The organism is Actinomadura sp. NAK00032, from assembly GCF_013364275.1.
In the GTDB taxonomy this organism is placed as follows: domain Bacteria; phylum Actinomycetota; class Actinomycetes; order Streptosporangiales; family Streptosporangiaceae; genus Spirillospora.
Window position 1 is genome coordinate 9,001,031 of sequence record NZ_CP054932.1, and the last position, 20,366, is coordinate 9,021,396.

Sequence of the window (20,366 nt, forward strand, 5' to 3'; positions counted from 1 at the left end):
CCGCGGGTCAGGGGTTGAGCGTCTCCCAGATGCGGACGAGCTGCTCGCAGACCTCGGTGATGTCGGTGATCGGGAGCTTGCCGGTCTCGCCGGTGCGGGCGCACCAGCGGAAGGTCGCCGACTCGCACCAGACGGTCAGGTCGCCCTGGCCGGACAGGACGGAGATGCCGAGTTCGTCGCCCGGGACGAGATCGTGCACGCCGCGCTGGACGAGCAGCGCGTGCAGGTCCCGCGTGGCGTGCGGGCCGTCCATGCGCCAGTTGTGCCGGTGGCGGCGCGCGGTGCGCGGGAGGGGCAGCGCGAACCAGGTGGCCTTGCCCCGGACGGCCGTGGACCGGAGCCGGGAGCGGGACGGGTGGTGCCCCCAGCGGCCGCCGGTCAGCAGCTCGATGATCTCCAGGCCGCGGCCGTGTTCGAGCATCGGGCCCGCGGGCGCCTGCGGGCGCCAGGCGCGGAGCGTGTCGAACGCCTTGACGACCAGTTCGTCGGCGCCGCGCCCGTCCGCGCGCTGGTAGACCCAGAGTTCGGCGCCGGACGGGCCGTCGCCGGGGGTCGCGTGCTGTAAGACGTTCGTGGCCAGCTCGCTGACCATGAGCGTGATGTCGTCGACGTCCTGGACGGCGAGTCCGAGCGCGGGCAGCAGGCCGGTCACGTGCGCGCGGGCGACCCGCGCGATCGTGTCGTCCCCGGGCAGGGGCAGTGCCGCGCAGCCGCCGCTCTCCAGCCTCCATGGAATCCCGCACGTCGCTGCGGCCTTCGTCATGACGCCCACCTCGGGTGGTCTGGGAGACATTCGCAATTCAGACATTCGCGACCTGAACCTCAGAGGTTCGCGAGTCGCTATGTGTGAATCACAGATACAAGCTTCGCACATTTCTGGCCGCCGGACGCGGAACATGGCAAGGATCATGCACTGACAGTTGAGACGTTCACCGATGTACCCTTTAGCGCACAAACCACGTTCGTACACGGCGATGCGGGAACGTACCGGCGGACCCGGGACGAACGAGGCCCGCCGCTGTAGCGTGGACGGCGCCTGAGAGAGGGCCGCACACATGAAGATCCCCCAGGGGTGCAGCCCTGGGGGATCGAGTGTGCGGCCCGGTCAGGGCCCGTTCCGCGTGCTAGCGGTCGTAGCGGCCGGCGCGCACGTCGTCGAGGAACGAGGCGAAGACCGAGCGGGGGACGACGTGCGCCCCCGCTTCGGGCGTCCTGCTGTCGCGCAGCCCGGTCGCGGTGCCGAGGTCGGCGACCTCGACGCAGCCGCCGTTGCTGCTCGCGCTCGCGGTGGCCTTGAACCACCGTGCCTGAGAGAGGTCCATTTCACTCCAGCGTCGCGATGAGTTTCTCCAGGTGCTTCGCGGTGTCGGTGGCGCTCAGCGCCGCCCCGCGGATCTGCTCGAAGATCTCGTCATACGCCTCCACTTTGGTCGGATCGTCGATCTCCTGGATATCGGCGTCGTTCTCCAGGAAGACCATCGCCGGCTCCCCGTCCGGGTACCGGAAGATGTTGACCAGCGTCGACATGCCCGGATGCAGGCCGTCGGCGAAGCGCAGCAGCCGCATCTCGACGTTCGGCCTGGCCGACATGGCGAGCAGGTGGCGGAGCTGGGCGCGGCGGTCGCCCGGGTCGCCCCACTCGTACATCAGGGACGCCTCGGTGATGACCGCGGTCAGCTCCGGCGCGGTGCCGTCGTCGCGGTCGAGGATCTGCTGCCGGCGCAGCCGGGCCCGCAGCGCCTGCTCCCGCCACTCCGGCGTCCGCGTCCCGGACGTCAGCAGCGCCTGCATGTACGGCAGGGTCTGCAGCAGGCCGGGCAGCACCAGCGGCATGACCACCCGGATGCTCGACGCGTCCCCCTCGTAGCCGGGGAACTCGTTGTCGAAGACGTCCGGGTAGTCACGCCACCAGGCCCGCTTCCGGGCGCGCGTCGCGAGATCCTCGAGCTCGTCGAGGTCGCTGCCCTCGTAGATGCGCGCCAGGTCGCGGATGTCACTGAGCTCGGGCCGAACCCAGTTGTTGGCCTCGAACCGGCCGACCTTGCCTCTTCCCCAGTTCAGCCGGTCGCAGACCTGGTTGGCCGTGTATCCGGCCGCGACGCGCAGGTCCCGAAGGCGGCGCGCCAGCCCCCGCTTGGCAATGGTGGCGCCGTACGCCTCGCTCATCGACGCCACCTCCCTTGACATACGGCCGCCATCAGCATACGCCTTCCGAATTTGTGAATCACAGATCTGGCCGGATCAGGAAGTGCTTCACGAATCGCGGTCACGGGACCGGCCTCACGACGCGGCGCGGTCGAACTCGCCCTTCCGCACGCCGTCCAGGAAGCAGGCCCATTCGTGCTGGTCGAAGACCGAGATCAGGTCGCCGGAAGTGCGCAAAAGGGTCCATTCCCCGACAAAAGCGACTTCGATTCCGCCCTCGTCGCTCGCCGAGCGCTGCCAGTCGAGGGCGTCCGGATCGACGCCCAGCTCCGCCGCCGACGGCTTCCTCATGCCGGCTTCCTCGCCACAGCGCAGTAGCCCAGCCGCGACCCATCACTATCGGCCTCGTCAGGGTCCTCGGCGCCCCACAGGCCGACATGGCACAGCTCCGCGGGCGCCCCCTCGTACGGCGGGACGATCTCCAGGCCGGTGAAGTACCGCTCGATCTCCGCGCGGGGCCGCGGGTAGGCGCCGCCGGACGACGACTTGGCGTACACGGCGGTCACCTGGTCGAGCTCCTCGCTCACCTGGTGGTCGCTGTTGATCGCGCACAGCGCCACGTAGCTGCCCGGCGCGAGCCGGCTCACGTACCGCTGGACGACGCCCCACGGGTCGTCCTCGTCGGGCACGAAGTGGGTCACCGTCACCAGCAGCAGCGCCACCGGCTCGGTGAGGTCGATCATCGCGGTGGTCTCCTCGTGCCCGAGCAGGCCCTCCGGGTCGCGGAAGTCCGCCGTGATGAACGCCGTCCCTGGCACGCCCTCCAGCAGGGCCTTCGCGTGGATCGAGACCAGCGGGTCGTTGTCGGCGTACAGGATCCGCGCGTCGGGGGCGACCTTCTGCACCGCGTCGTGGGTGTTGTTGCCCGTCGGCAGGCCGGCGCCCACGTCGATGAACTGCCGGATGCCCTGCTGGGCCAGCCACCGCACCGAGCGCTGCAGGAACCCGCGGTTGGCCCACGCGGCGTCGTCCAGGTCGGGCATGTGCGCGCGGACCTTCTTCACGGCCTCGCGGTCGACCGCGAAGTTCGCCGAGCCGCCGAGGATGTAGTCGTACATTCGGGCCGGGCTGGGGATCGTGCTGTCCACCCCGGGTGGAGCCTGTTCGATGTCGCTCATCGCATTGGCCTCCATTGCCGCATCTTGTGATGCACGAATTATGAAGCAATTGGTCAAGACGATGCGATGCGCCGGCCAAGGGCGCGCGGGGCGCCGGGTGGTTCGGCGGCGCTCACCGGGGCATGACCCGCCGAAGGGCGGAAAGGGGGGAACGATCATGAAGACCGCACCTGACCTGGCATTGCGGCAGCTCACCGTGCAATTCGTCGGCAACGCGACGACCCTGCTGCGCTGCGGGCCGTTCACGCTGCTGACCGACCCGAACTTCCTGCACCGCGGCCAGCGGGCGTATCTGGGGTTCGGGCTCACGTCCAAACGGCTGACCGAGCCCGCCCTGCGGATCGAGGAACTGCCGCGCATCGACGGCGTCGTCCTGTCCCATCTGCACGGTGACCACTGGGACCGGGTCGCCCGCGCGAAGCTCGACCGGGGCCTGCCCATCGTCACGACGCCGCACGCGGCCCGGCGGCTCCAGGGCTGGCACCGCTTCCGGCACGCGGTCGGGCTGCGCACCTGGGAGACGCACACCATGGTGAAGGACGGCGCGCTGCTCCGGATCACCTCGATGCCCGGTCGGCACGCGCCCGGCGCGGCCCGCATGCTGCTGCCCCCGGTGATGGGCAGCCTCCTGGAGTTCGGTCCGGCCACCGGCGACGTGCAGTTCCGCCTCTACATCACCGGTGACACGCTGATGTTCGACGGGATCCATCAGATCGCCCGCCGTACGCGGGACATCGACCTCGCCGTCCTGCACTTGGGCGGCACCAAGCTGCCCGGCGGGCTCATCGTCACGATGGACGCCACCCAGGGTGCCGACTTGTTCGAGACAGTTCGTCCTGCGCGGGCGGTGCCCGTCCACTACAACGACTACAGCGTCTTCAGCTCGCCCCTGGACGACTTCCGCCGCGAGCTGGAACGCCGGGGCTTCGGCGACCAGGCGACCTACGTCGAGCCGGGCCAGACCCACACCTTCACCCACCAGACCGGCTGACCGGCTGACCGGCTCTAGCGCTGCACCCGCTTTCGCATGGCGTGCGCCATGCGTAGAGGGAAGAGGCCCACGAGCGGTGCCCGGCGGCCCATGTCGTCGGTGTCCTTCTTGTCGAAGGCGCGGGCGTAGCGCTGCGCCTCGGACGCGGTGCCGTACTCCTTCGCGCCCCCGGCACCGCACCCGCGCGCGCACGTCCAGCGCATGGTCGCGCCGTCGGCGGTGAAGCGGAAGTCGTGGCCGAAGATGCGGCAGGTCTTCATCGGTCATGCCTCCGCGTTCGTGTCGGAGTTCTCGGGCGGCCCGTACCGGTTGCTTGCGAGGGGGCGCGCCCGTCCCTCGTGGACGGCTTCGCGCAGCGCGGCGCGGAACCGTCCAGGGCCCCAGTAGCGGGCGCCGACCATCTCGGCGAGCCGGGTGCGGCCGGTCGGGCCGTGCTCGGCGAGCGCCTGCGCGATGGCGGTGACCTCGCGGTCCAGGGCGACGTCGGCGCCGGCCGCCCACTCGGCCGACCGGCCGGTCATCATGCCCGGCGAGTAGAAGGTCTGCCCCGGGCCCGGCAGGAACCGGCGCAGCCCCGTGCGGCGCTCCCGCTCGCGGCGCAGGAGGCGGGCGCGGATGCGCTCGTCGCGCTCGCGCGCCGCCCGCTCCCGGTCCGCCGCCTCGGCGCGCTCGCGCTCGGCCTGCTCGGCCGTGCCCGCCTCGGCGGCCAGCGACTCGGCGGCGGAGCGGTGCTGCGCGGCCTCCATCCGGTCGGCGGCGGACTCGGCGCGCATCCGGTGGACGGCGGCCCGCCGCTCGTGCGCGCCGGCCCCCTCCTCGTCGCCGTCGGCGCGGGCCGTATGGGCGAGCGCCAGCTCGGTGTGCATGCGCTCCCATTCGGCGTAGGTCTCGGCCTGCTCCAGGGCGATCTCGGCCTCGGTCCCGTCGAGCCCGGCGGCGCGCCCGCGGGTCTCGGCGGCCATCGCCCGCTGCTCGCCCGCCCGCGCCCGCTCGTCCGCCGCGGCGGCCAGGACCGCGTGCAGCGCGGAGTTCTCCTCGTCCTCCGCGGCGAGGGCCTCGACCCGCTCGCGGAGCCCGCGGGCCCGCTCGTCCGCCGCCTCGGCCCGGCCCAGGGCGGCCGCGCGCTCGGTGTCGTCGCGGGCGCGCTCGGCGGCGGCCCGCTCGTCGTGGGCGGTGGCCTCCTCGGTGAGGCGCTCGGCGTCCCACTCGGCGATCTGCGCGAGGGCCTCCTCGACGCGGAGCCGTTCGAGGGCGCGGGCGTCGCCCTCGTCCGCGTGCGGGCGCAGCTCGTGGACGGCGGCACGGTGCTCGGCGGCCCGCGCCCGCCCCTCCTCGGCGTGCCGCCGGGCCTCCAGCGCCGGCCGGTTCGCCCGGCCTGCCGCGCCCGTCGCCGTGCCTGCCCCGCCCGTCGCCGTGCCCGCCGCGCCCGCCGCCGCGGCCTCGCCGGACGACGGTTCCTCCGCCGCCTCCTCCGCGGTGAGCGGCCGGGCGATGTTCTCCAGCGAGGCCTGCTCGGCGCGGACCCCGAAGAACAGCTCGGCGATGCCGCCCAGCGCCATGATCACCGCACCGACGAAGAACCCGATCGCGACCTTCTCCACGGCGCCGCTGTCGATCAGGTTGCCGAAGATGAGCGGGCCGGTGATGCCGCCGGCGGCGGTGCCGATCGCGTAGAAGAACGCGATGGCGAGGGCGCGGGTCTCCATCGGGAAGATCTCGCTGACCGTCAGGTAGGCGGAGCTGGCGCCGGCCGAGGCGAAGAAGAACGTCACCGAGACCAGCGCGATGAACGTCCAGCTCGACAGCGTCCCCGCCACCAGGAAGGCCCCGAGCAGGCAGGTCAGCGCGGCCGAGATGAAGTACGTCCCGGAGATCATCGGCTTGCGGCCGACGGTGTCGAACATCCGCCCGAGCAGCAGCGGGCCAAGGAAGTTGCCGAACGCGAACAGCGCGATGAAGTACGGCACCGCCCCGGAGGCGACGTCGAAGTACTTGCTCAGGATCGTGCCGAGGTCGAACGTCACCGCGTTGTAGAGGAACGCCTGCCCGACGAACAGCGCGAACCCGAGCGTCGCCCGCTTCGGGTAGACCTTGACCGCGACCCGCGCGATCTCCCGGAACGGGATGGCCCGGCGCTGCCGCACCGTGATGCTCTCGCCCGGGTCGGCGAGGTCCCGGCCGGTCTCGGCGCGGACCTCCCCCTCGATGCGGTCGACGATCCGCTCGGCGTCCTCCTGGCGGCCGTGGATGAACAGCCAGCGCGGGCTCTCCGGCACGTGCCGCCGGACGAGCATGATCGCCAGGCCGAGCACGCCGCCGATCCCGAACGCCAGCCGCCAGCCGAAGTCCTGCGCGAAGAACGAGGTGTCCAGCAGCAGCAGCGCGGCCAGCGCGCCGAGCCCGGACCCCACCCAGTAGCTGCCGTTGATCGCGAGGTCGACGCGGCCGCGGGCGCGGGCCGGGATCAGCTCGTCGATCGCCGAGTTGATCGCCGCGTACTCGCCGCCGATGCCCATCCCGGTGACGAACCGGCAGGCGAAGAAGTACCAGGGCGCGAAGGCGAACGCGGTCGCGACGGTCGCGGCGATGTAGACGACCAGCGTGAGGATGAACAGCTTCTTGCGGCCGAACCGGTCGGTGAGCTGGCCGAAGAACAGCGCCCCGAGGCACGCCCCCGCGACGTAGATCGCCGCCGCGAGCCCGATGTCGGACGGCGACAGCTCGATGCCGCTGCCCGGCTCGGTGAGCCGCGCGGCGACGGAGCCGACGATGGTGACCTCGAGGCCGTCGAGGATCCAGACCGTGCCCAGGCCGACGACGATCATCCAGTGGAACCGCGACCACGGCAGCCGGTCCAGCCGCGCCGGAACGCTCGTGGTGATCGTGCCCAACCGTCCATCGGCGGTCATGCGGACGCCCCTCCCCACCGGACCCGTGGTCGCCTAAGTGATCAGCGGTAGGGCTACCCCTCACCCGGTCGCCACACATCGCCACGCCCGGCGGCGCGCACATAACCCGGGAAAAACACCGCCGATATCCGAAATGGCACCACAAAGCGGTTTCGGCCCGCCGGGATCGCCGGGAATGGCTAGTCTCGGCGCATGACCGGCACCTCCCCCGCGAACGGGCCGTCCGGCGACCGGCCGGCCATCGACTCCTCCGTCCCGCACACGGCGCGGGTCTGGAACTACTGGCTCGGCGGCAAGGACAACTACATCGTCGACCGGGATCTCGGCGACCAGATCCAGGCGGTGATCCCCGACATCGTCGCCTCGGCCCGCGCCGACCGCGGGTTCCTCGGCCGCGCCGTCGCCCACCTGGCCGGGGAGGCCGGCATCCGGCAGTTCCTCGATCTCGGGACGGGCCTGCCCACCGCGGGCAACACCCACGAGGTCGCGCAGGGCATCGCGCCGGAGTCCCGCATCGTGTACGTCGACAACGACCCGCTGGTGCTGACGCACGCGCACGCGCTGCTGACGTCCACCCCCGAGGGCGCCACCGACTACATCGAGGCGGACGCCCGCGACCCCGAGACCATCCTGAAGCGGGCGTCGGCGGTACTCGACTTCTCCCAGCCGGTCGCCATCATGATGCTGGGCATCCTGAACTTCATCCCCGGCGAGGACGAGGCGCAGCGGGTCGTGGACCGGCTGCTCGCCGCCGTCCCGTCCGGCAGCCACCTGGCGATCGCCCACCCGACCGGCGAGGTCGAGGGCGAGGCCGCGCAGCAGGCGGTCGACATGAGCAACCAGGCCGGGGTCGCGACGATGCGGCTGCGCAGCCGCGCGGAGCTGGAGCGCTTCTTCACCGGCCTGGAACTCCTGGAGCCGGGCGTCGTGTCCTGCTCGCAGTGGCGCCCGGCCGTCAGCGGCCTCGACGGGCCGCCGAAGCCGGTCTACCAGTTCTGCGGCCTCGGCCGGAAGCGCTAGCCGAACCCGGCCGCGAACCCGGCGGCGCTCCCGGCCGCGCCGGTCATCGGACGGTGCGGCGGTACGTCCCGAACGGGCCGTCCTCGTCGGGGGCGCCGGGCTCGGCTCCGCCGGTGCCGGTGACGTCCAGGCGGGTGTGGAGACCGGTGATGTGCAGAACGCGCAGCACCTTCGGCTGCGGTCGGCGCAGGCAGAACTCGCGCCCGCGGCCGGTCATCTCCTTGTGCGCCCACACGAACACGGCCAGGCCGCTGGAGTCGGCGAAACTCAGCCCGGACAGGTCCAGCAGCAGCCGCTGCGGGTCGTGCGCGGCGATCACCGCCGCGATGTGCCGGCGCAGCGGTTCGGAACCGGCCACGTCGAGCTCGCCCTCCAGGCGCAGCTCCACGGCCGTGCCGTCGGAGCGGGTGCCGACCGCCAGCAGCGGCGTCCCGTCGGCGCGGGTGAGGCTGGTCTCGACCGGCGGGACGGGCACGGGCGGGACGGGCACGGGCGGGACGGGCACGGGCGGGTCGGGCACGGGCGGGCGGGCGCCGGCGGGGCGGCGCCCATCTGCGGTGGTCACAGAGCCTCCATGGGCAAGGGTGGATTCTCCGGGACCGGGCAGGGGTCAGGGGCCGGGCCGAGGCGGAGCGGGCGGGAAAGCGGTGCGGTCGGGGGTTCCGGGGGTTCCGGGGGTCCCGGGGGCGTTCCGGGGGCTAGGACGTGCCTTCGCGCAGGATCTCGGCGGCCAGGTCGGCGACGCGGCGGCGGCTGTCGCGGGCCTGCTTGCGCAGCCGGTCGAACGCCGAGACGGCGTCCAGCCGGTGGGTGGCCATCAGGAAGCCGATGGCGCGTTCGATGACGACCCGGTAGTCCAGGGCGTACTGCAACTGGGTGGCGGTGGTGCTGTGCTCGCGGGACGTCAGCGCCGCCGCCATGAGCTCCCCGATCAGCCCGGCGTAGGCGCGCAGCGCGGAGAAGTCGGAGTCGTCCCAGCCGTAGGGCTGGGAGCGGTAGACGTTGAGCGTGCCGACCGGGCTGCCGCCCAGCAGCAGCGGCACCCCCGCGACGGCCCGCACCCGCTCGTCGAGGACGTCCACCAATTGCGGCCAGCGCGGGTCGGAGCGGACGTCCTTGGTGGAGACGGGCCTGCCCTCGACGTAGGTCTCGTAGCAGGGCCCCTGGCCGGCGCTGGCCTGCGCCTCCTCCAGGGACCGGCCCACCTCGTCGGACGCGGCCACGTACACCAGGGCCTCGGAATCGTCGATGAGCATGATCCCGGCGCCGTCGTAGCCGAAGAGCCGGTCCACCGAGCTGACCACCCGCTGGAGGGCGCGTCCGACGTCCGAGTCGACGGGCGCCTTGCGCAGCACCTCCAAACTGGAGTTCAACGCGTCGGTGTCGATATGCATCATGCTCCACATCCTTGAGTGGGAGAACGGTGGTAGACGAGATGTGGAGGCGCTACGGCCGGCCGTGCGCGCCGTCGCCGGCGGCCGGACGCGCGGCGAGGCGGACCAGCAGTTCGGCGGCGGTGTCGGCGAGGTGCTCCCCGACCGCGATCTGCCTGCTCGTCCAGGTGCACGGCGAGCACTGGTAGAAGTTCAGCGCCCCGACAACGTCGCCCCCGACCTGGACCGGGACCGCGAGGACGGCCCTGACCGGCGCCGCGGTGAGCGCCAGCCGCGCGTATCCGGGCCGGTCGGGGTGGCCGTCCAGGTCGTCCACGGCGACCGGGTGGCCGGTGAAGACGGCGTCGTGGGCGGGGCCCGCCTGCACGAACTGCTGGGCGTACTGCAGGTTCAGCCCTTCGGGAGTCGATCCGCCGACCGCGCGCAACCCGCTCGGTTCGCTCGGTTCGGGGGCCATCATCAGGGCGGCGCCGTCCACGCCGGAGATCACCGCCATCGAGCGCAGTGCGCCGGCCAGCCGGCCGGCGGCCTGGTGGGCGCCGTCGCCGACGCCGCGTTCGTTCGCCATGTTCCTCACCTCGGGCAGCATTGACTGCTGATCCGCGGACACAGGGCGGAACTTTCGGCCTACCTTACCCGGTTCAGGGTGGTTTCCGTCCGCTGGAACGCAGGCCGCGCGACCGCGATCGCGGCCGCGACGCCTGACCGGGTCCGGGCGGCGCACGCTCTCCTGGCACCGGTGGGTTCGCCCTGGTCAGACCGGGTAGGCAGGCCCCGTCCCGCGAACAGGGGCGGCTTCGGCGGGGACGGCTTCGGGGGAGGCGTCGTGCGAGTGCAGTGGCGGCGGCGCGTGCGCGCGGCGCGCTGGCCGGCGGGCATGGGGCTCGCGGCGTGGCGCTGGCTGCGGACGTCCCGCCGGATCCGGCGCCGCCGGCTCCGCACCGAGGCGGTCGCCGAGGTCAGGCGGATCCCGCGCCGTCCCGGCGGCGGGGTGCAGGACGCGCGGCAGGGCGTCGGCCCGGTCTTCCAGCGGCGCTACACGGTCCGCATCGCCGGCAGCCCGCTCGGCCCGGCGGAGCTGATCACCCGGCTGGGCGCCGACCTCAACGCGGCCTCGCCGGTGGAGGTCGCCGTCTTCGACAAGACGTCCGGCGGCGCCCGGCCCCTGGAGGTGGAGGACGAGTACGTCGTCCACATGCCGGGGCCGTGGAACTGCCCGGTGCGGGTGGTGGAGCGCACCCCGGAGTCGTTCCGGTTCGCGACGCTGCGCGGCCATCTGGAGGCCGGGGAGATCGAGTTCCGCGCCGCGCGGGCACCGGACGGCGACGACCTCGTGTTCACGATCGAGTCGTGGGCGCGCAGCGGGGAACGGCTGGCGGCGGTTCTCTACGAGAAGGTCGGCATCGCCAAGGAGATGCAGCTCCACATGTGGGCGCACTTCTGCACCCGGGTCGCCGAGCTGGCCGGCGGCCGGATGGTCGGCGAGGTGGAGGTCCAGACGGAACGGGCGAGCGGGTCGGCCGCCGGGGAGAGCCTCGTCGCCCGAGCGGTCACCGGGGCGGTCACCGGGGCGTTCAAGCACCCCTTCGCTCTCGCGGCCCGCGTGCGGAGCCGTCCGCTGCATCCCGAAGGGCTGCTGTTCGACGCCACACTGCTGCTGCACGGGACGTCCCAGTACTGGGGAGTCCCCTTCCTGGACGACCGCACGGAGCTGCCGGCCGAGGTGCGGCTCTCCCGCGCCATGGGCCTCCCGTCCGTCCTGCCGGACATCCTCGGCCTGGCGCTGCGCTGGCGGCAGCCGTCGGGCGACGACGCGGAGCTGCTGCTGGCCACGACCGGGCTCACCGTGCTCGGCCGCCGCCTCCTCCACCTGAAAGGCGCGTGGAGCCCGGCCTTCTACGGCTCCCTGCTCCCGTACCGGGCCGGTGACCGCCGGCTGATCCTCGGCGCGGCCGTCCACCATTCGCCGTCCGTCCCGGCCGATCTGCGCTCCCTTGACCGCGCCGTACGGGACCGGCCGTTCTCGCTGACGCTGCTGGTGGCGAGCGAGTTCGGCGGCTGGGAGCGGTTCGGGGAACTCCGGCTGCTCGGGCTCGCCCCCACCGACCCCAGGCGCTTCAATCCCGCGCGCAATCCCGTGGAGGGCCTGGAGCCCGCAGGGCTGCTCCAGCAGGTTCGCGGCCCGACGTACGCCGCCGTCCAGCGGGCCTCCCGCAAGGCGCCGCGATGAAGCCCGGGAGACGGCTTCTGCGCAGGACGCGCCTTCAAGCGCGCCTGCACCGCCTTCCCTTGAACTTCGACCCGTGCCAGCACGACGTGCACGAGCCCGAGAGCGGCTGGGAGGTCGACGACTACCGGCAGCCGCTCCCTCCGGAGCCGCCCGGCCCGCCGCTGCCCGGCGGTAGCTGGCAGATCGCCCGCCTGCTCGTCCAGAACTACGAGTACGCCGACCCGTCCATCATCCGGAGGGTGAGCGGCGCCGGCCCGCCCGAGCCCGGCCGGAACATGCTGCTCGAAGGCCACTTCTACGGCCTGCGCTTCTACCTCGGCGTCCGCGTCGGGGACGTCATCGACGAGACCGTCGAGCTGAACGGACGCCAGGTCCGGGTGTACGGCTGGAACTACCGCACGCTGCAGGGGCACCTCGAACGCGGCCAGATGGACCAGGAGGTGCGCAAGTGGCTCGACACCGGCGACGTCGAGTTCCACATCCACGCGTTCTCGCAGCCGGCGGTCGAACCGCATCCCATCGAGCGCCTCGGCTTCCGCGTCTTCGGCCGCCCCACCCAGCTCAAGTTCTACGACCGGGCCTGCCTGCGGATGAAGACGCTGACGGCCGCCGCCCTGACCGCCGACCGCCACCCCCGGCCGGCGGCCTGACCCCGCGCCAGCCCCGGAGGGACGCGTCAGGTCCGGAGGAATGCGTCGATCGTCCCGGTCTGCCCGAAGATGGCGTGGCCGACGTCCGGGAGCAGCTTCACCGTCGACTGCGGGACGCACTCGTGGACGCGCCGCGCGGTCTGCCGCGAGTCGAACATCGCGTCCCGGCCGCCGACGATGGCGAGCACCGGCATGCCGAGGCCGCGCAGCGCGTCGTCGGGGAACACCGGGAGCTTCTCCCTGCGCGGGTTGAAGTGCGCGAACGTCCGGACGACGCCGTCGAGCACCGCGCTCTCCCGGCTCAGGCCGGTGACGGTCATCGCCGACTCCCGCAGGCCGCCGCGCCGGAACACGCGGGCCGGCAGGGTCGTGAACACCCAGCCGATCTTCTGCCGTCCGATGCCGCCGGGGCACATCAGCACCAGGCGGGTCACGCGTTCCGGCCTGCGGACGGCGTAGTCGAGCGCCGTCCACCCGCCGAGGGACGTGCCGACGACCGCGGCGTCCGCGATCCCGAGCCCGTCGAGCACGTCGTCCAGCCACAGCGCGACCGCGCCGGTGCCGAGGGCGGGGCGCGAGGGCGCGCTCAGCCCCGGCTCGCCGACGAGGTCCACCGCGTGGGTGCGGAAGTGCCGCGACCACACCGCGACGTCCTCCCGCCACATGACCGCGTTCGCCCCCGAGCCGTGCAGCAGCACCAGGGGCGGCGCGTCCGGCGGCCCGGAGACCAGCACGAACGTCTCCCCCTCGCGGGTCGGCACCCTGACCCGCTCGGCGGGCACGGGCCAGTCGTCCAGCGCCCGCCGGTAGTGGCCGAGCAGCTCGCGCTCCCCTTCCGCCGACTTGTAGATCACGCTCATGGCGTCCCCGTCCCCGTCCCCGCCAGCCGTGCGTCGAGCGCCTCCAGGTCCGGGACGAACCACACGTGGCCGGCCCTGTTCGACTCCCGCACCAGCGCGCGCAGCGCCGAACTCTCCGCCATATGTGCGGAGATGTCGCCGACGACCGCGAGCTTCACCCCGTACTGGACGAACTTCTGCATGAGGTCGCCCGCGAAACGGGTGCCCAGCGAGAAGAAGCGCGCGTCCAGCCGGCCGGCGGGCACCGCGACCACCTCGGCACCGAGGTAGGTCGCGCCGACCAGGTCGAGCCCGTCCTGCATGGTGGCGACCAGCGGGCCGTCCGGGTCGCAGACCAGCACCTGGACCCCGGCCCGCTCCTGCACCACATCAGTCATCGCCGGCCTCCCGTCCGAGCACGCCGCCCTCACCGAGCACGGCGTCGATCAACCGCAGCACCTCGGCCGTGGCCGCCGCGCCGCCGAGCAGCACGACCTTCAGGCGCTGCCCCTCCTCGTCATGGACGACCTGGATGTGCACCGGCCGCCCGGGGTCTGGCCCGCTCTGCGCGGCACTCACCACCAGGGTGCCGAGCCGGTCCGCCATGTGCCGGTCGACACCGTCGACCTGCACGATGCTCGACACCTCGACCCGCGTCTCCGCGCGGCCGCCGGGCTCTGGCCTCCCGGTCAGCTCGTCCAGGTCGTCGCGCCCGATCCGGTACTGCTTGCCGATCCGGACGGCCTTGAGCCGCCCCTCCCGGATGTACCGCCGCACCGTCCGCACATGAAGCCCGAGAAGGTCGGCGACCTCCTCGACCGAGTACATCTTGTCGTCCATTGCTCCCCAACATACGCGAAGGAGGGAGCGATAGGGAACTTTAAAGACCATGACCGAGCATGCCCGCCCGCACCCACCTGGCCCGGCGCCGCGGCTCACCGCCGCCGGACGTCAGCTGAGCCGGCCGGTCTCCCAGGCCCAGGCGGCGATCTCGACGCGGTTCCGGACGCCCAGCTTGTGCTGGATGCTCGCGACGTGGGTCTTGGCGGTGCCGGGCGTGATGGACAACTCGGCGGCGATCTCCGCATTGGTGCGGCCCCGCGCGACGAGGGTCGCGACCTCGGTCTCGCGGCCGGTGAGGCGCTCGTCGTCGGCGCGCGGGCGGGGCGGGGCGAAGCGGCGCAGCAGCCGGGTGGTGATCGTGGGGCTGATCAGCGCGTCCCCGGCCGCCGCCGCGCGGACGCCCTCCACCAGCAGCGTGGGGCCGGAGCGCTTCAGCAGGAAGCCGCAGGCGCCGTCGCGCAGGGCCGTGTGGACGTACTCGTCGAGGTCGAAGGTGGTGACGACGAGCACCCGGAGCGGATCGGGCACGCCGGGGCCCGCCAGCAGCCGGGTCACCTCCAGGCCGTCCATGCGGGGCATCCGGATGTCCGCGAGGACGACGTCGGGACGCAGCCGCCGCGCCGTCTCGACTGCCGCGACACCGTCGGCGGCCTCCCCGACCACCTCCATGTCGGGCTGCGCGTCCAGGATGATGCGGAAGCCGCCACGGACGTCAGCCTCGTCGTCGGCGATGACGATCCGAGTGGTCATGGCGGCGATCGTAGCGGGATGAGCGCGACCACCCGCCAGCCCCGATCACCTGCGGGACCTGCGCCGAAGTCGCCGCCGAGGGCCTCGACGCGCTCGGCGATGCCGGGGAGCCCGAGCCCGCTCCGCCGCCGCTCGCGCAGCAGCCCCGTGCGGCCTCTGGGGCCGTCGTCGGTGACGGCGACGCGAAGGTCCGGCCCGGTCGCGGTGACGGAGACGTCGACGGCGGTCGCGCCCGGGGCGTGCCGGCGGACGTTCGTCAGGGCCTCGACGACCAGCCGGTACGCCGTCGCCGAGACCTCGGGAGGAGGGGTGACGGCGTCCATCGCCAGCCGGATCCGGGCCCCGTCCGGCGTGCCGAACCCCTCTACCAGCGCGGGCAGTTCGTCCAGGCCGTGCGGGCCGTCGCGGGGGCCGTCGTCGTGGAGCATGTGGACGGTGCGGTCCAGCGAGGCCATCGCCCGCGCCCCGGCCGCCTCGATCCGCCGGAGCGCCGCCGCGGTGTCGCCGCCGATCTGGGCGGCCTGCGCCTGGACGATCATCCCGCCGACCTCGTGCGCGACGAAGTCGTGCAGGTCGCGCGCCAGGTCGAGGCGCTGCGCGCGCCGCGCCTCGGCCACCGCCCGGGACCGGCGCGCGTCCAGCGACCGCAGATACAGCCCGGTACCGGCGGCGACCGCCGCGCCGAGCCCGCAGAACAGGCAGCCGAGCACCGCACCTCCGGCACTCGCGGGCGGGACGACGTGCAACGTCAGCCGCAGCGGAAGCACGGTCACCGCAGCGCCGACCGCCACACCCGCGATCGCGGCGGGCCGGGCGTCCGCGCGCCGCACCACCAGGTGCACGACGACCGCCGCCGCGACCGACTCGGCCAGCCACCAGCCGCCCGTCCGGTTGTCGGCCGGCCCCTGGTAGGCAAGGGTGGCCACCAGCGAGCCGGCTCCGGCCGCGCCCGCGATCGCGCCCGGCCGGACGTCCGGAAACGCGAGCATGAAGACCAGCGCGGCACCGGCCAGCCAGGCCGGAACAGTGATCAGCGGCCCCACTCCCGGCGTGCCCGCTGCAGCCGCCACTGCGAGGGCGGCGACCAGCGCTCCGGCGGCAATGGCGCGCGGCCGCCTCTGCCGAACGGACGAGGAGCCCGCCGAGAAGATCTGCCGAACAGCCGATGCCCGCCCGGTGCCCTGGTCGCGAGGCTTGTCCGTATGAACGGTCACAAGCGAATCGTACGAACCGGGCTGGCCGCGGCCGCGGTGGCCTGCCTCGCGGGCTGCGGCGCCACGGCCGAGGCCGGGCTGGCGGGCGCGCCGTCGGGGTCGTCCGGCAAGGCGCTGCTGCGCGCCGACACGAACCGCGACGGACGGCTGTCCCCCGCCGACGACGCCCGGCGCGCAGCGTGGACGGCCACTCGCGGCGCGATCATGCTGCCGAACCTCGACGACGACGCCTCCCGCTGCCCCACGGCCGGCAAGAACGGCAAGCGGCTCACCGACGCCGCACTGGCCGCGTGCAACGACGCGTCCGACACGGTGGTGAACGGCGCGGCCGACGCCGCCGACCTGGCGCCGCTGGAGATCCCGGTGATGAAGAGCGTGTCCGGCTCCGCACGGGCGACGCTGCGGCCCGACGCCCGGTCGCGTGACAAGGTGCGGATCTTCGTCCAGCGCGACGGGCGTCTCACGGCACTCGGCGCGGACGGCGCGCTCCGCGCGGACGAACTCCGCCGCGGGGTGCGGCTCGCCGTCGAGGCCCGCGACGTCGTCCGGGACCCGGCCGCGTGGTCGGGGTTCAGCGACCTCACGCTGACGGTGACCGACGGCGCCCGGACCCGGTCTGACAAGGTGCGGCTGCGCGTGGCGCCGGTCCTCTTCCAGCACGACCTCCTCCCCCTTGACCGCGCGGTCGTCGCGAACCCCAAGGATCCCGTCACGTTGGAGAAGGGGAAGGCCCCCGACAAGCCCGTCAAGGGCCAGGAGGCGTACCGGCGCGACCTGCGGCGCGCGCTGGACGCCGAGGGGCTGCGCAAACCGTTCATCGAGTCCCCGGCCGGGGGCGACCAGTGGATGGGCGACATGTTCAAGGCCGGCTACGCGTCCATGCCCGGCCCGGGCGGCAAGGAGCACCGCATCGTGGTGAACCTCCGGTCCCCGGCCGTGACCCCCGACTTCCCGGCCCGCGACCGCCCGCTGCGGGACGCGTCCCGCCCGGTCTTCACCATGATGCGCGGACCGGGCGTCGCGGGGCTCCAGCAGTTCGACGCCACGGCGGTCGACCGCCCCGACGACAACCTGTACTACGGCTCGGCCAGTTCGAGCGGCAACTTCGGGACGATCCCGCCCTACGGCAAGTACCGCACGGGCCGGATCGTCTACGGCGGCGAGGGCAAGTTCACCCCTGACGCGAAGTTCGTCCAGATGCTGGAGGCGCAGGGCTACCAGGACCCGATCGCCGTCGACACGAGCTGGCTCGGCGTGGGCCACATCGACGAGTTCCTCCACTTCGTCCCCCGGCGCGGAGGCAAGGGCTGGGCCATGGTCATCGCGGACCCGCGGATGGGCATGGACCTGCTGAAGAAGGTCGCCGCCACCGGCGGTGGCGGGCAGCGCCTGGTCGAGGGCGTCGCCCCGTCCAACACCCAGTTCCCGGGCCTCACCGTCGCCCAGGCCCTCCGCAAGCCGGAACTGGTGAACGGCACCCGCATCGCGGCGGCCGGCGTGGACCGAGCCCTCCGCCAGTTCCGCGAGAAGGCCGGCATCACCGAACGCGACGTCATCCGCGTCCCGGCACTGTTCACCAAGCTCGACCTGCCCGACGACTACCCGCGCAAGAACCTCACCGTCACCTACCTGCCGGACGCCGCCAACGGCATCAGCACGGGCACCGGCGGCTACCTGGCCCCGGCCCAGCACGGGCCGCGCCAGGGCGGCCAAGACGTCTTCCAGCAAGCCACAGAACAGGCACTGCGCGGCGCAGGCGTCCGCGTCCACTGGATCGAGGACTGGGACTACTCCCACTACGTCGGCACGGCCGGCGGCGACATCCACTGCGTCACGAACGTCCAACGCACCCTCACCACCACAACCCCCTGGTGGCCCACCACCCCCTGACCGGGGCATCGGGTGGATGCGGTAGGGCTCAAGCGGGGAATTCCGTGACGCCGAGGGCGAAGTTCCAGCCCCCCACACCGTGGCGTGCGAGGCCCATGGTGAGCACACCCGCTCCTTCCAGCCAGTGCGCCATCTCCAGGCCGCCGACGTCCATCGGGCGCAGGCCGAGGCTCTTGATGAACACCTCCACGTTCGCCTTGGCCTGCGCGTCGTCGCCGGCGATGAAGACGTCGGGCCGCCCCTGCTCCAGGACGTGACGGAAGATGGTGTTGAAGCCCTTCACCACGCTGGCACTGGCGGGGGCCACCTTGGCGGCTTCCTGCGCGATCGAGGTGACCTCGCGGTGGGTAAGACCGTCGCCCGTGGCATTGAACGGGTTGCTGATGTCGATGATGACCTTGCCCGCGAGGGCGTCCCCGTAGTGGGCGACGACCGGAACGACATTGTCGGCCAGCAGGGCCACGACGACGATGTCGCCCGCCGGGACGGCACCCCACTCTCCCGTCGTGGCGCCGCCGCCGAGAGCCTCGGCCAGGTCGGCGGCCTTGGCGTGATCGCGGCCCATGACCTCGACGGTGTTGCCGCCGGCCACCGCCAGCGCGCCGATCGTCCGGGCCATGTTCCCGGTGCCGATGATGCTGATGCTGCTCATGAGTGTGCTCTCTTCCTTGGTCTCTAGAACTCGGGTGTGCGGCGTGTGCCGGTGGTTCTCTCAAATCACCGTGGTGCCGCCGTCGGTGGTCAGTTCCAGCCCGTTCACGTAGCTCGAGTCGTCCGAGGCGAGGAACAGCGCGACCGTGGCGATCTCCTCGGGACGGCCCATCTCGCCCCGCGGGATCAGGGACTCGAACTGCTTCTTGGTCTCCTCGTCGAACAGCTCCTCCTGCTTGGCCGTGGCGACCTGGCCCGGGGTGAGCACGTTCACCCGGATCCGCCGGTCCCTGAGCTCGTTCAGCCACACCCGGGCCCACGCCTGCTGCACGGCCTTGCTCCCGGAGTACACGCTCCACCCGGGGTAGCCCTTCATCGAAGCGTTCGACCCGGTCATGAAGATCGAGCCACCGTCGTTGAACAGCGGCAGCGCCTTCTGCACCGTGAACAACGTGCCGCGCGCGTTCAGCGAGAACGTGCGGTGGAACTGCTCCTCGGTGATCTCACCGAGCCTGCCCGGCTCCCCCATCCCGGCACTCGCCCACAGCACGTCGATCGAGCCCTTCTCCCGCTCGACCGTCTCGTACAGGCGGTCCAGGTCGGCCAGGTCGGCCGCGTCACCCCGCACGGCCGTCACGTTCCGGCCGATCACCTTCACCGCCTCGTCCAGCGCCTCCTGCCGCCGGCCGGTGATGAAGACATGTGCCCCCTCCTCAACGAACAACTTCGCGCCGGCCAGCGCCAGGCCGGTCGACGCGCCCGTGATCACCGCCACCTTGCCATCGAGCTTTCCCATGCCCACTCGCTCCTTTGTAAACCGATCTGTGTACGTAACGTAGCTGACGGCCGGCAGGCGGCGCAAGCTATGTACACCGATCGGTACCGACCGGGGTAGAATGAAGGTATGACGAAGGTGGAGAAGGGCCCGCAGGGCCTGCGCCGAGGCAGGGGCGCGCGCGAGCGCATCCTCAGCGCGTCACAGCAGCTGTTTCGCAGCCAGGGCATCAACCGCACCGGCATGAACGAACTCTGCGCAGTGGCCCAGGTCTCGAAGCGCACGGCCTACCAGCACTTCACCGGCAAGGACGAACTGGTCGCCGAATACCTGCGCCGGTTCGATCCCGGCCTCATGGCCGCGGTGTTCGACCGGACCGACCTCACACCCCGCGAACGACTCCTCGCCGCCTTCGAGGTGCCCGCGTCCGGCCCGGACGAGCTCACGCCCCTGTGCCCCTACATCGCGGCGACCGTCGAGATCCACGACCCTGAGCACCCGGCGTCCGAATACGCACGCGAGTACAAGCTCGCCATCGCCGCGCGGCTCACCGAAACGGCCCGCGAAGCCGGCGCCAGCGACCCCGAACAGCTCGGCGAACAACTGGCGCTGCTCCTCGACGGCGCCTCGGCCCGCACCCGGGTCCTCAACGCCGAGTCCTTCCCCACCGCCGCCGCCATCGCCGCCGTCCTCATCGACAACGCCCTCCGCAACGACACTGACTGAAGACTCCAGTCGCCCGGCAGGTCCCGAAATGCCTTATGCCAGGTGGGCGAAGCCTGGACCGGCTCGCGGACGAGCATTTCACTGCCCGGCGCGAGAGCAGATGTGACTTGCCGGTCCCAAATCGCCAAAGGCAGAGCGGCTCACCTTCTTCACCCACATCG

General features: G+C 72.5%; 23 protein-coding genes. 6 read left to right on the plus strand and 17 right to left on the minus strand.

Features of this window, described 5'->3' with window-relative positions; translation table 11 throughout:
• Positions 1–7 precede the first annotated feature (7 nt).
• From HUT06_RS41500 to HUT06_RS41520, 5 genes are all read right to left on the minus strand, one after another.
• The gene (locus tag HUT06_RS41500; RefSeq protein WP_176200696.1) at positions 8–763 is read right to left on the minus strand and encodes an ATP-binding protein; all 756 of its coding nucleotides are present in this window, start codon (positions 761–763) and stop codon (positions 8–10) included.
• Between the two features lie 361 nt (positions 764–1,124).
• Positions 1,125–1,322: a DUF397 domain-containing protein gene (locus HUT06_RS41505; protein WP_089328881.1), complete on the minus strand. Its 198-nt coding sequence runs from the start codon at positions 1,320–1,322 to the stop codon at positions 1,125–1,127.
• A gap of 1 nt (position 1,323) precedes the next feature.
• Complete coding sequence (locus tag HUT06_RS41510) at positions 1,324–2,166, minus strand: helix-turn-helix transcriptional regulator (RefSeq protein ID WP_176200697.1); 843 nt, start codon at positions 2,164–2,166, stop codon at positions 1,324–1,326.
• A 114-nt stretch (positions 2,167–2,280) separates the two neighbouring features.
• Positions 2,281–2,496, minus strand: a complete 216-nt coding sequence (locus tag HUT06_RS41515) for a DUF397 domain-containing protein (RefSeq protein ID WP_176200698.1) — start codon at positions 2,494–2,496, stop codon at positions 2,281–2,283.
• Entirely contained in the window at positions 2,493–3,323 is an 831-nt protein-coding gene (locus HUT06_RS41520; RefSeq protein WP_176200699.1) for an SAM-dependent methyltransferase, read from the minus strand. Before HUT06_RS41520 ends, HUT06_RS41515 begins: the two co-directional genes overlap by 4 nt.
• A 157-nt stretch (positions 3,324–3,480) precedes the next feature.
• On the opposite strand from HUT06_RS41520, the gene HUT06_RS41525 reads away from it, so the two are divergent.
• On the plus strand, positions 3,481–4,314 hold the full coding sequence (locus HUT06_RS41525) for an MBL fold metallo-hydrolase (protein ID WP_176200700.1): 834 nt from the start codon (positions 3,481–3,483) through the stop codon (positions 4,312–4,314).
• Between the two features lie 14 nt (positions 4,315–4,328).
• Here the strand turns inward: HUT06_RS41525 and HUT06_RS41530 are convergent, their stop codons facing one another.
• Both HUT06_RS41530 and HUT06_RS45455 read right to left on the minus strand, forming a co-directional pair.
• Positions 4,329–4,574, minus strand: coding sequence for a hypothetical protein (locus HUT06_RS41530; RefSeq protein ID WP_176200701.1), 246 nt, complete (start codon positions 4,572–4,574; stop codon positions 4,329–4,331).
• A gap of 3 nt (positions 4,575–4,577) precedes the next feature.
• Complete coding sequence (locus HUT06_RS45455; RefSeq protein WP_302931869.1) at positions 4,578–7,223, minus strand: MFS transporter; 2,646 nt, start codon at positions 7,221–7,223, stop codon at positions 4,578–4,580.
• 192 nt (positions 7,224–7,415) lie between these two features.
• Between HUT06_RS45455 and HUT06_RS41540 the strand changes: the two genes are divergently transcribed.
• Positions 7,416–8,243, plus strand: coding sequence for an SAM-dependent methyltransferase (locus HUT06_RS41540; RefSeq protein ID WP_176200702.1), 828 nt, complete (start codon positions 7,416–7,418; stop codon positions 8,241–8,243).
• Between the two features lie 43 nt (positions 8,244–8,286).
• Here HUT06_RS41540 and HUT06_RS41545 read toward each other — a convergent pair whose 3' ends face one another.
• The 3 genes from HUT06_RS41545 to HUT06_RS41555 all read right to left on the minus strand — a co-directional run bounded on the left by HUT06_RS41545 (position 8,287) and on the right by HUT06_RS41555 (position 10,205).
• The gene (locus HUT06_RS41545) at positions 8,287–8,808 is read right to left on the minus strand and encodes an STAS domain-containing protein (protein WP_176200703.1); all 522 of its coding nucleotides are present in this window, start codon (positions 8,806–8,808) and stop codon (positions 8,287–8,289) included.
• A gap of 133 nt (positions 8,809–8,941) precedes the next feature.
• The gene (locus tag HUT06_RS41550) at positions 8,942–9,640 is read right to left on the minus strand and encodes a GAF and ANTAR domain-containing protein (protein WP_217711652.1); all 699 of its coding nucleotides are present in this window, start codon (positions 9,638–9,640) and stop codon (positions 8,942–8,944) included.
• A 49-nt stretch (positions 9,641–9,689) separates the two neighbouring features.
• Positions 9,690–10,205 carry a GAF domain-containing protein gene (locus HUT06_RS41555; RefSeq protein ID WP_176200704.1) on the minus strand — a complete coding sequence of 172 codons (516 nt, stop codon included), beginning with the start codon at positions 10,203–10,205 and terminating at the stop codon, positions 9,690–9,692.
• 258 nt (positions 10,206–10,463) lie between these two features.
• Between HUT06_RS41555 and HUT06_RS44205 the strand changes: the two genes are divergently transcribed.
• Both HUT06_RS44205 and HUT06_RS41565 read left to right on the plus strand, forming a co-directional pair.
• Entirely contained in the window at positions 10,464–11,867 is a 1,404-nt protein-coding gene (locus HUT06_RS44205; protein WP_217711653.1) for a DUF1990 family protein, read from the plus strand.
• A gap of 59 nt (positions 11,868–11,926) precedes the next feature.
• The gene (locus HUT06_RS41565) at positions 11,927–12,517 is read left to right on the plus strand and encodes a DUF1990 family protein (protein ID WP_176200705.1); all 591 of its coding nucleotides are present in this window, start codon (positions 11,927–11,929) and stop codon (positions 12,515–12,517) included.
• Positions 12,518–12,543: 26 nt separating this feature from the next.
• Here the strand turns inward: HUT06_RS41565 and HUT06_RS41570 are convergent, their stop codons facing one another.
• From HUT06_RS41570 to HUT06_RS41590, 5 genes are all read right to left on the minus strand, one after another.
• Positions 12,544–13,377 carry an alpha/beta fold hydrolase gene (locus HUT06_RS41570; protein WP_176200706.1) on the minus strand — a complete coding sequence of 278 codons (834 nt, stop codon included), beginning with the start codon at positions 13,375–13,377 and terminating at the stop codon, positions 12,544–12,546.
• Positions 13,374–13,754, minus strand: a complete 381-nt coding sequence (locus HUT06_RS41575) for a DUF4180 domain-containing protein (RefSeq protein WP_176200707.1) — start codon at positions 13,752–13,754, stop codon at positions 13,374–13,376. The genes HUT06_RS41570 and HUT06_RS41575 overlap by 4 nt, the downstream gene beginning before the upstream one ends.
• Positions 13,747–14,196 carry a helix-turn-helix domain-containing protein gene (locus tag HUT06_RS41580; protein ID WP_217711654.1) on the minus strand — a complete coding sequence of 150 codons (450 nt, stop codon included), beginning with the start codon at positions 14,194–14,196 and terminating at the stop codon, positions 13,747–13,749. The genes HUT06_RS41575 and HUT06_RS41580 overlap by 8 nt, the downstream gene beginning before the upstream one ends.
• 111 nt (positions 14,197–14,307) lie before the next feature.
• Entirely contained in the window at positions 14,308–14,949 is a 642-nt protein-coding gene (locus HUT06_RS41585) for a response regulator transcription factor (protein WP_176200708.1), read from the minus strand.
• Entirely contained in the window at positions 14,946–16,163 is a 1,218-nt protein-coding gene (locus HUT06_RS41590) for a sensor histidine kinase (RefSeq protein WP_217711655.1), read from the minus strand. The genes HUT06_RS41585 and HUT06_RS41590 overlap by 4 nt, the downstream gene beginning before the upstream one ends.
• Here HUT06_RS41590 and HUT06_RS41595 point away from each other — a divergent pair.
• Positions 16,152–18,053 carry a protein-arginine deiminase family protein gene (locus HUT06_RS41595; protein WP_176200710.1) on the plus strand — a complete coding sequence of 634 codons (1,902 nt, stop codon included), beginning with the start codon at positions 16,152–16,154 and terminating at the stop codon, positions 18,051–18,053. The two genes, HUT06_RS41590 and HUT06_RS41595, sit on opposite strands and share 12 nt — an antisense overlap.
• 28 nt (positions 18,054–18,081) lie before the next feature.
• Here the strand turns inward: HUT06_RS41595 and HUT06_RS41600 are convergent, their stop codons facing one another.
• Positions 18,082–18,705 (minus strand): NADPH-dependent F420 reductase, encoded by a 624-nt coding sequence (locus tag HUT06_RS41600; protein ID WP_176200711.1) that lies wholly within the window; start codon positions 18,703–18,705, stop codon positions 18,082–18,084.
• A gap of 60 nt (positions 18,706–18,765) precedes the next feature.
• Positions 18,766–19,500, minus strand: coding sequence for an SDR family NAD(P)-dependent oxidoreductase (locus HUT06_RS41605; RefSeq protein ID WP_176200712.1), 735 nt, complete (start codon positions 19,498–19,500; stop codon positions 18,766–18,768).
• A 108-nt stretch (positions 19,501–19,608) separates the two neighbouring features.
• Here HUT06_RS41605 and HUT06_RS41610 point away from each other — a divergent pair, with 108 nt between their 5' ends.
• Positions 19,609–20,205 (plus strand): TetR/AcrR family transcriptional regulator, encoded by a 597-nt coding sequence (locus tag HUT06_RS41610; RefSeq protein WP_176200713.1) that lies wholly within the window; start codon positions 19,609–19,611, stop codon positions 20,203–20,205.
• Positions 20,206–20,366: the final 161 nt, after the last annotated feature.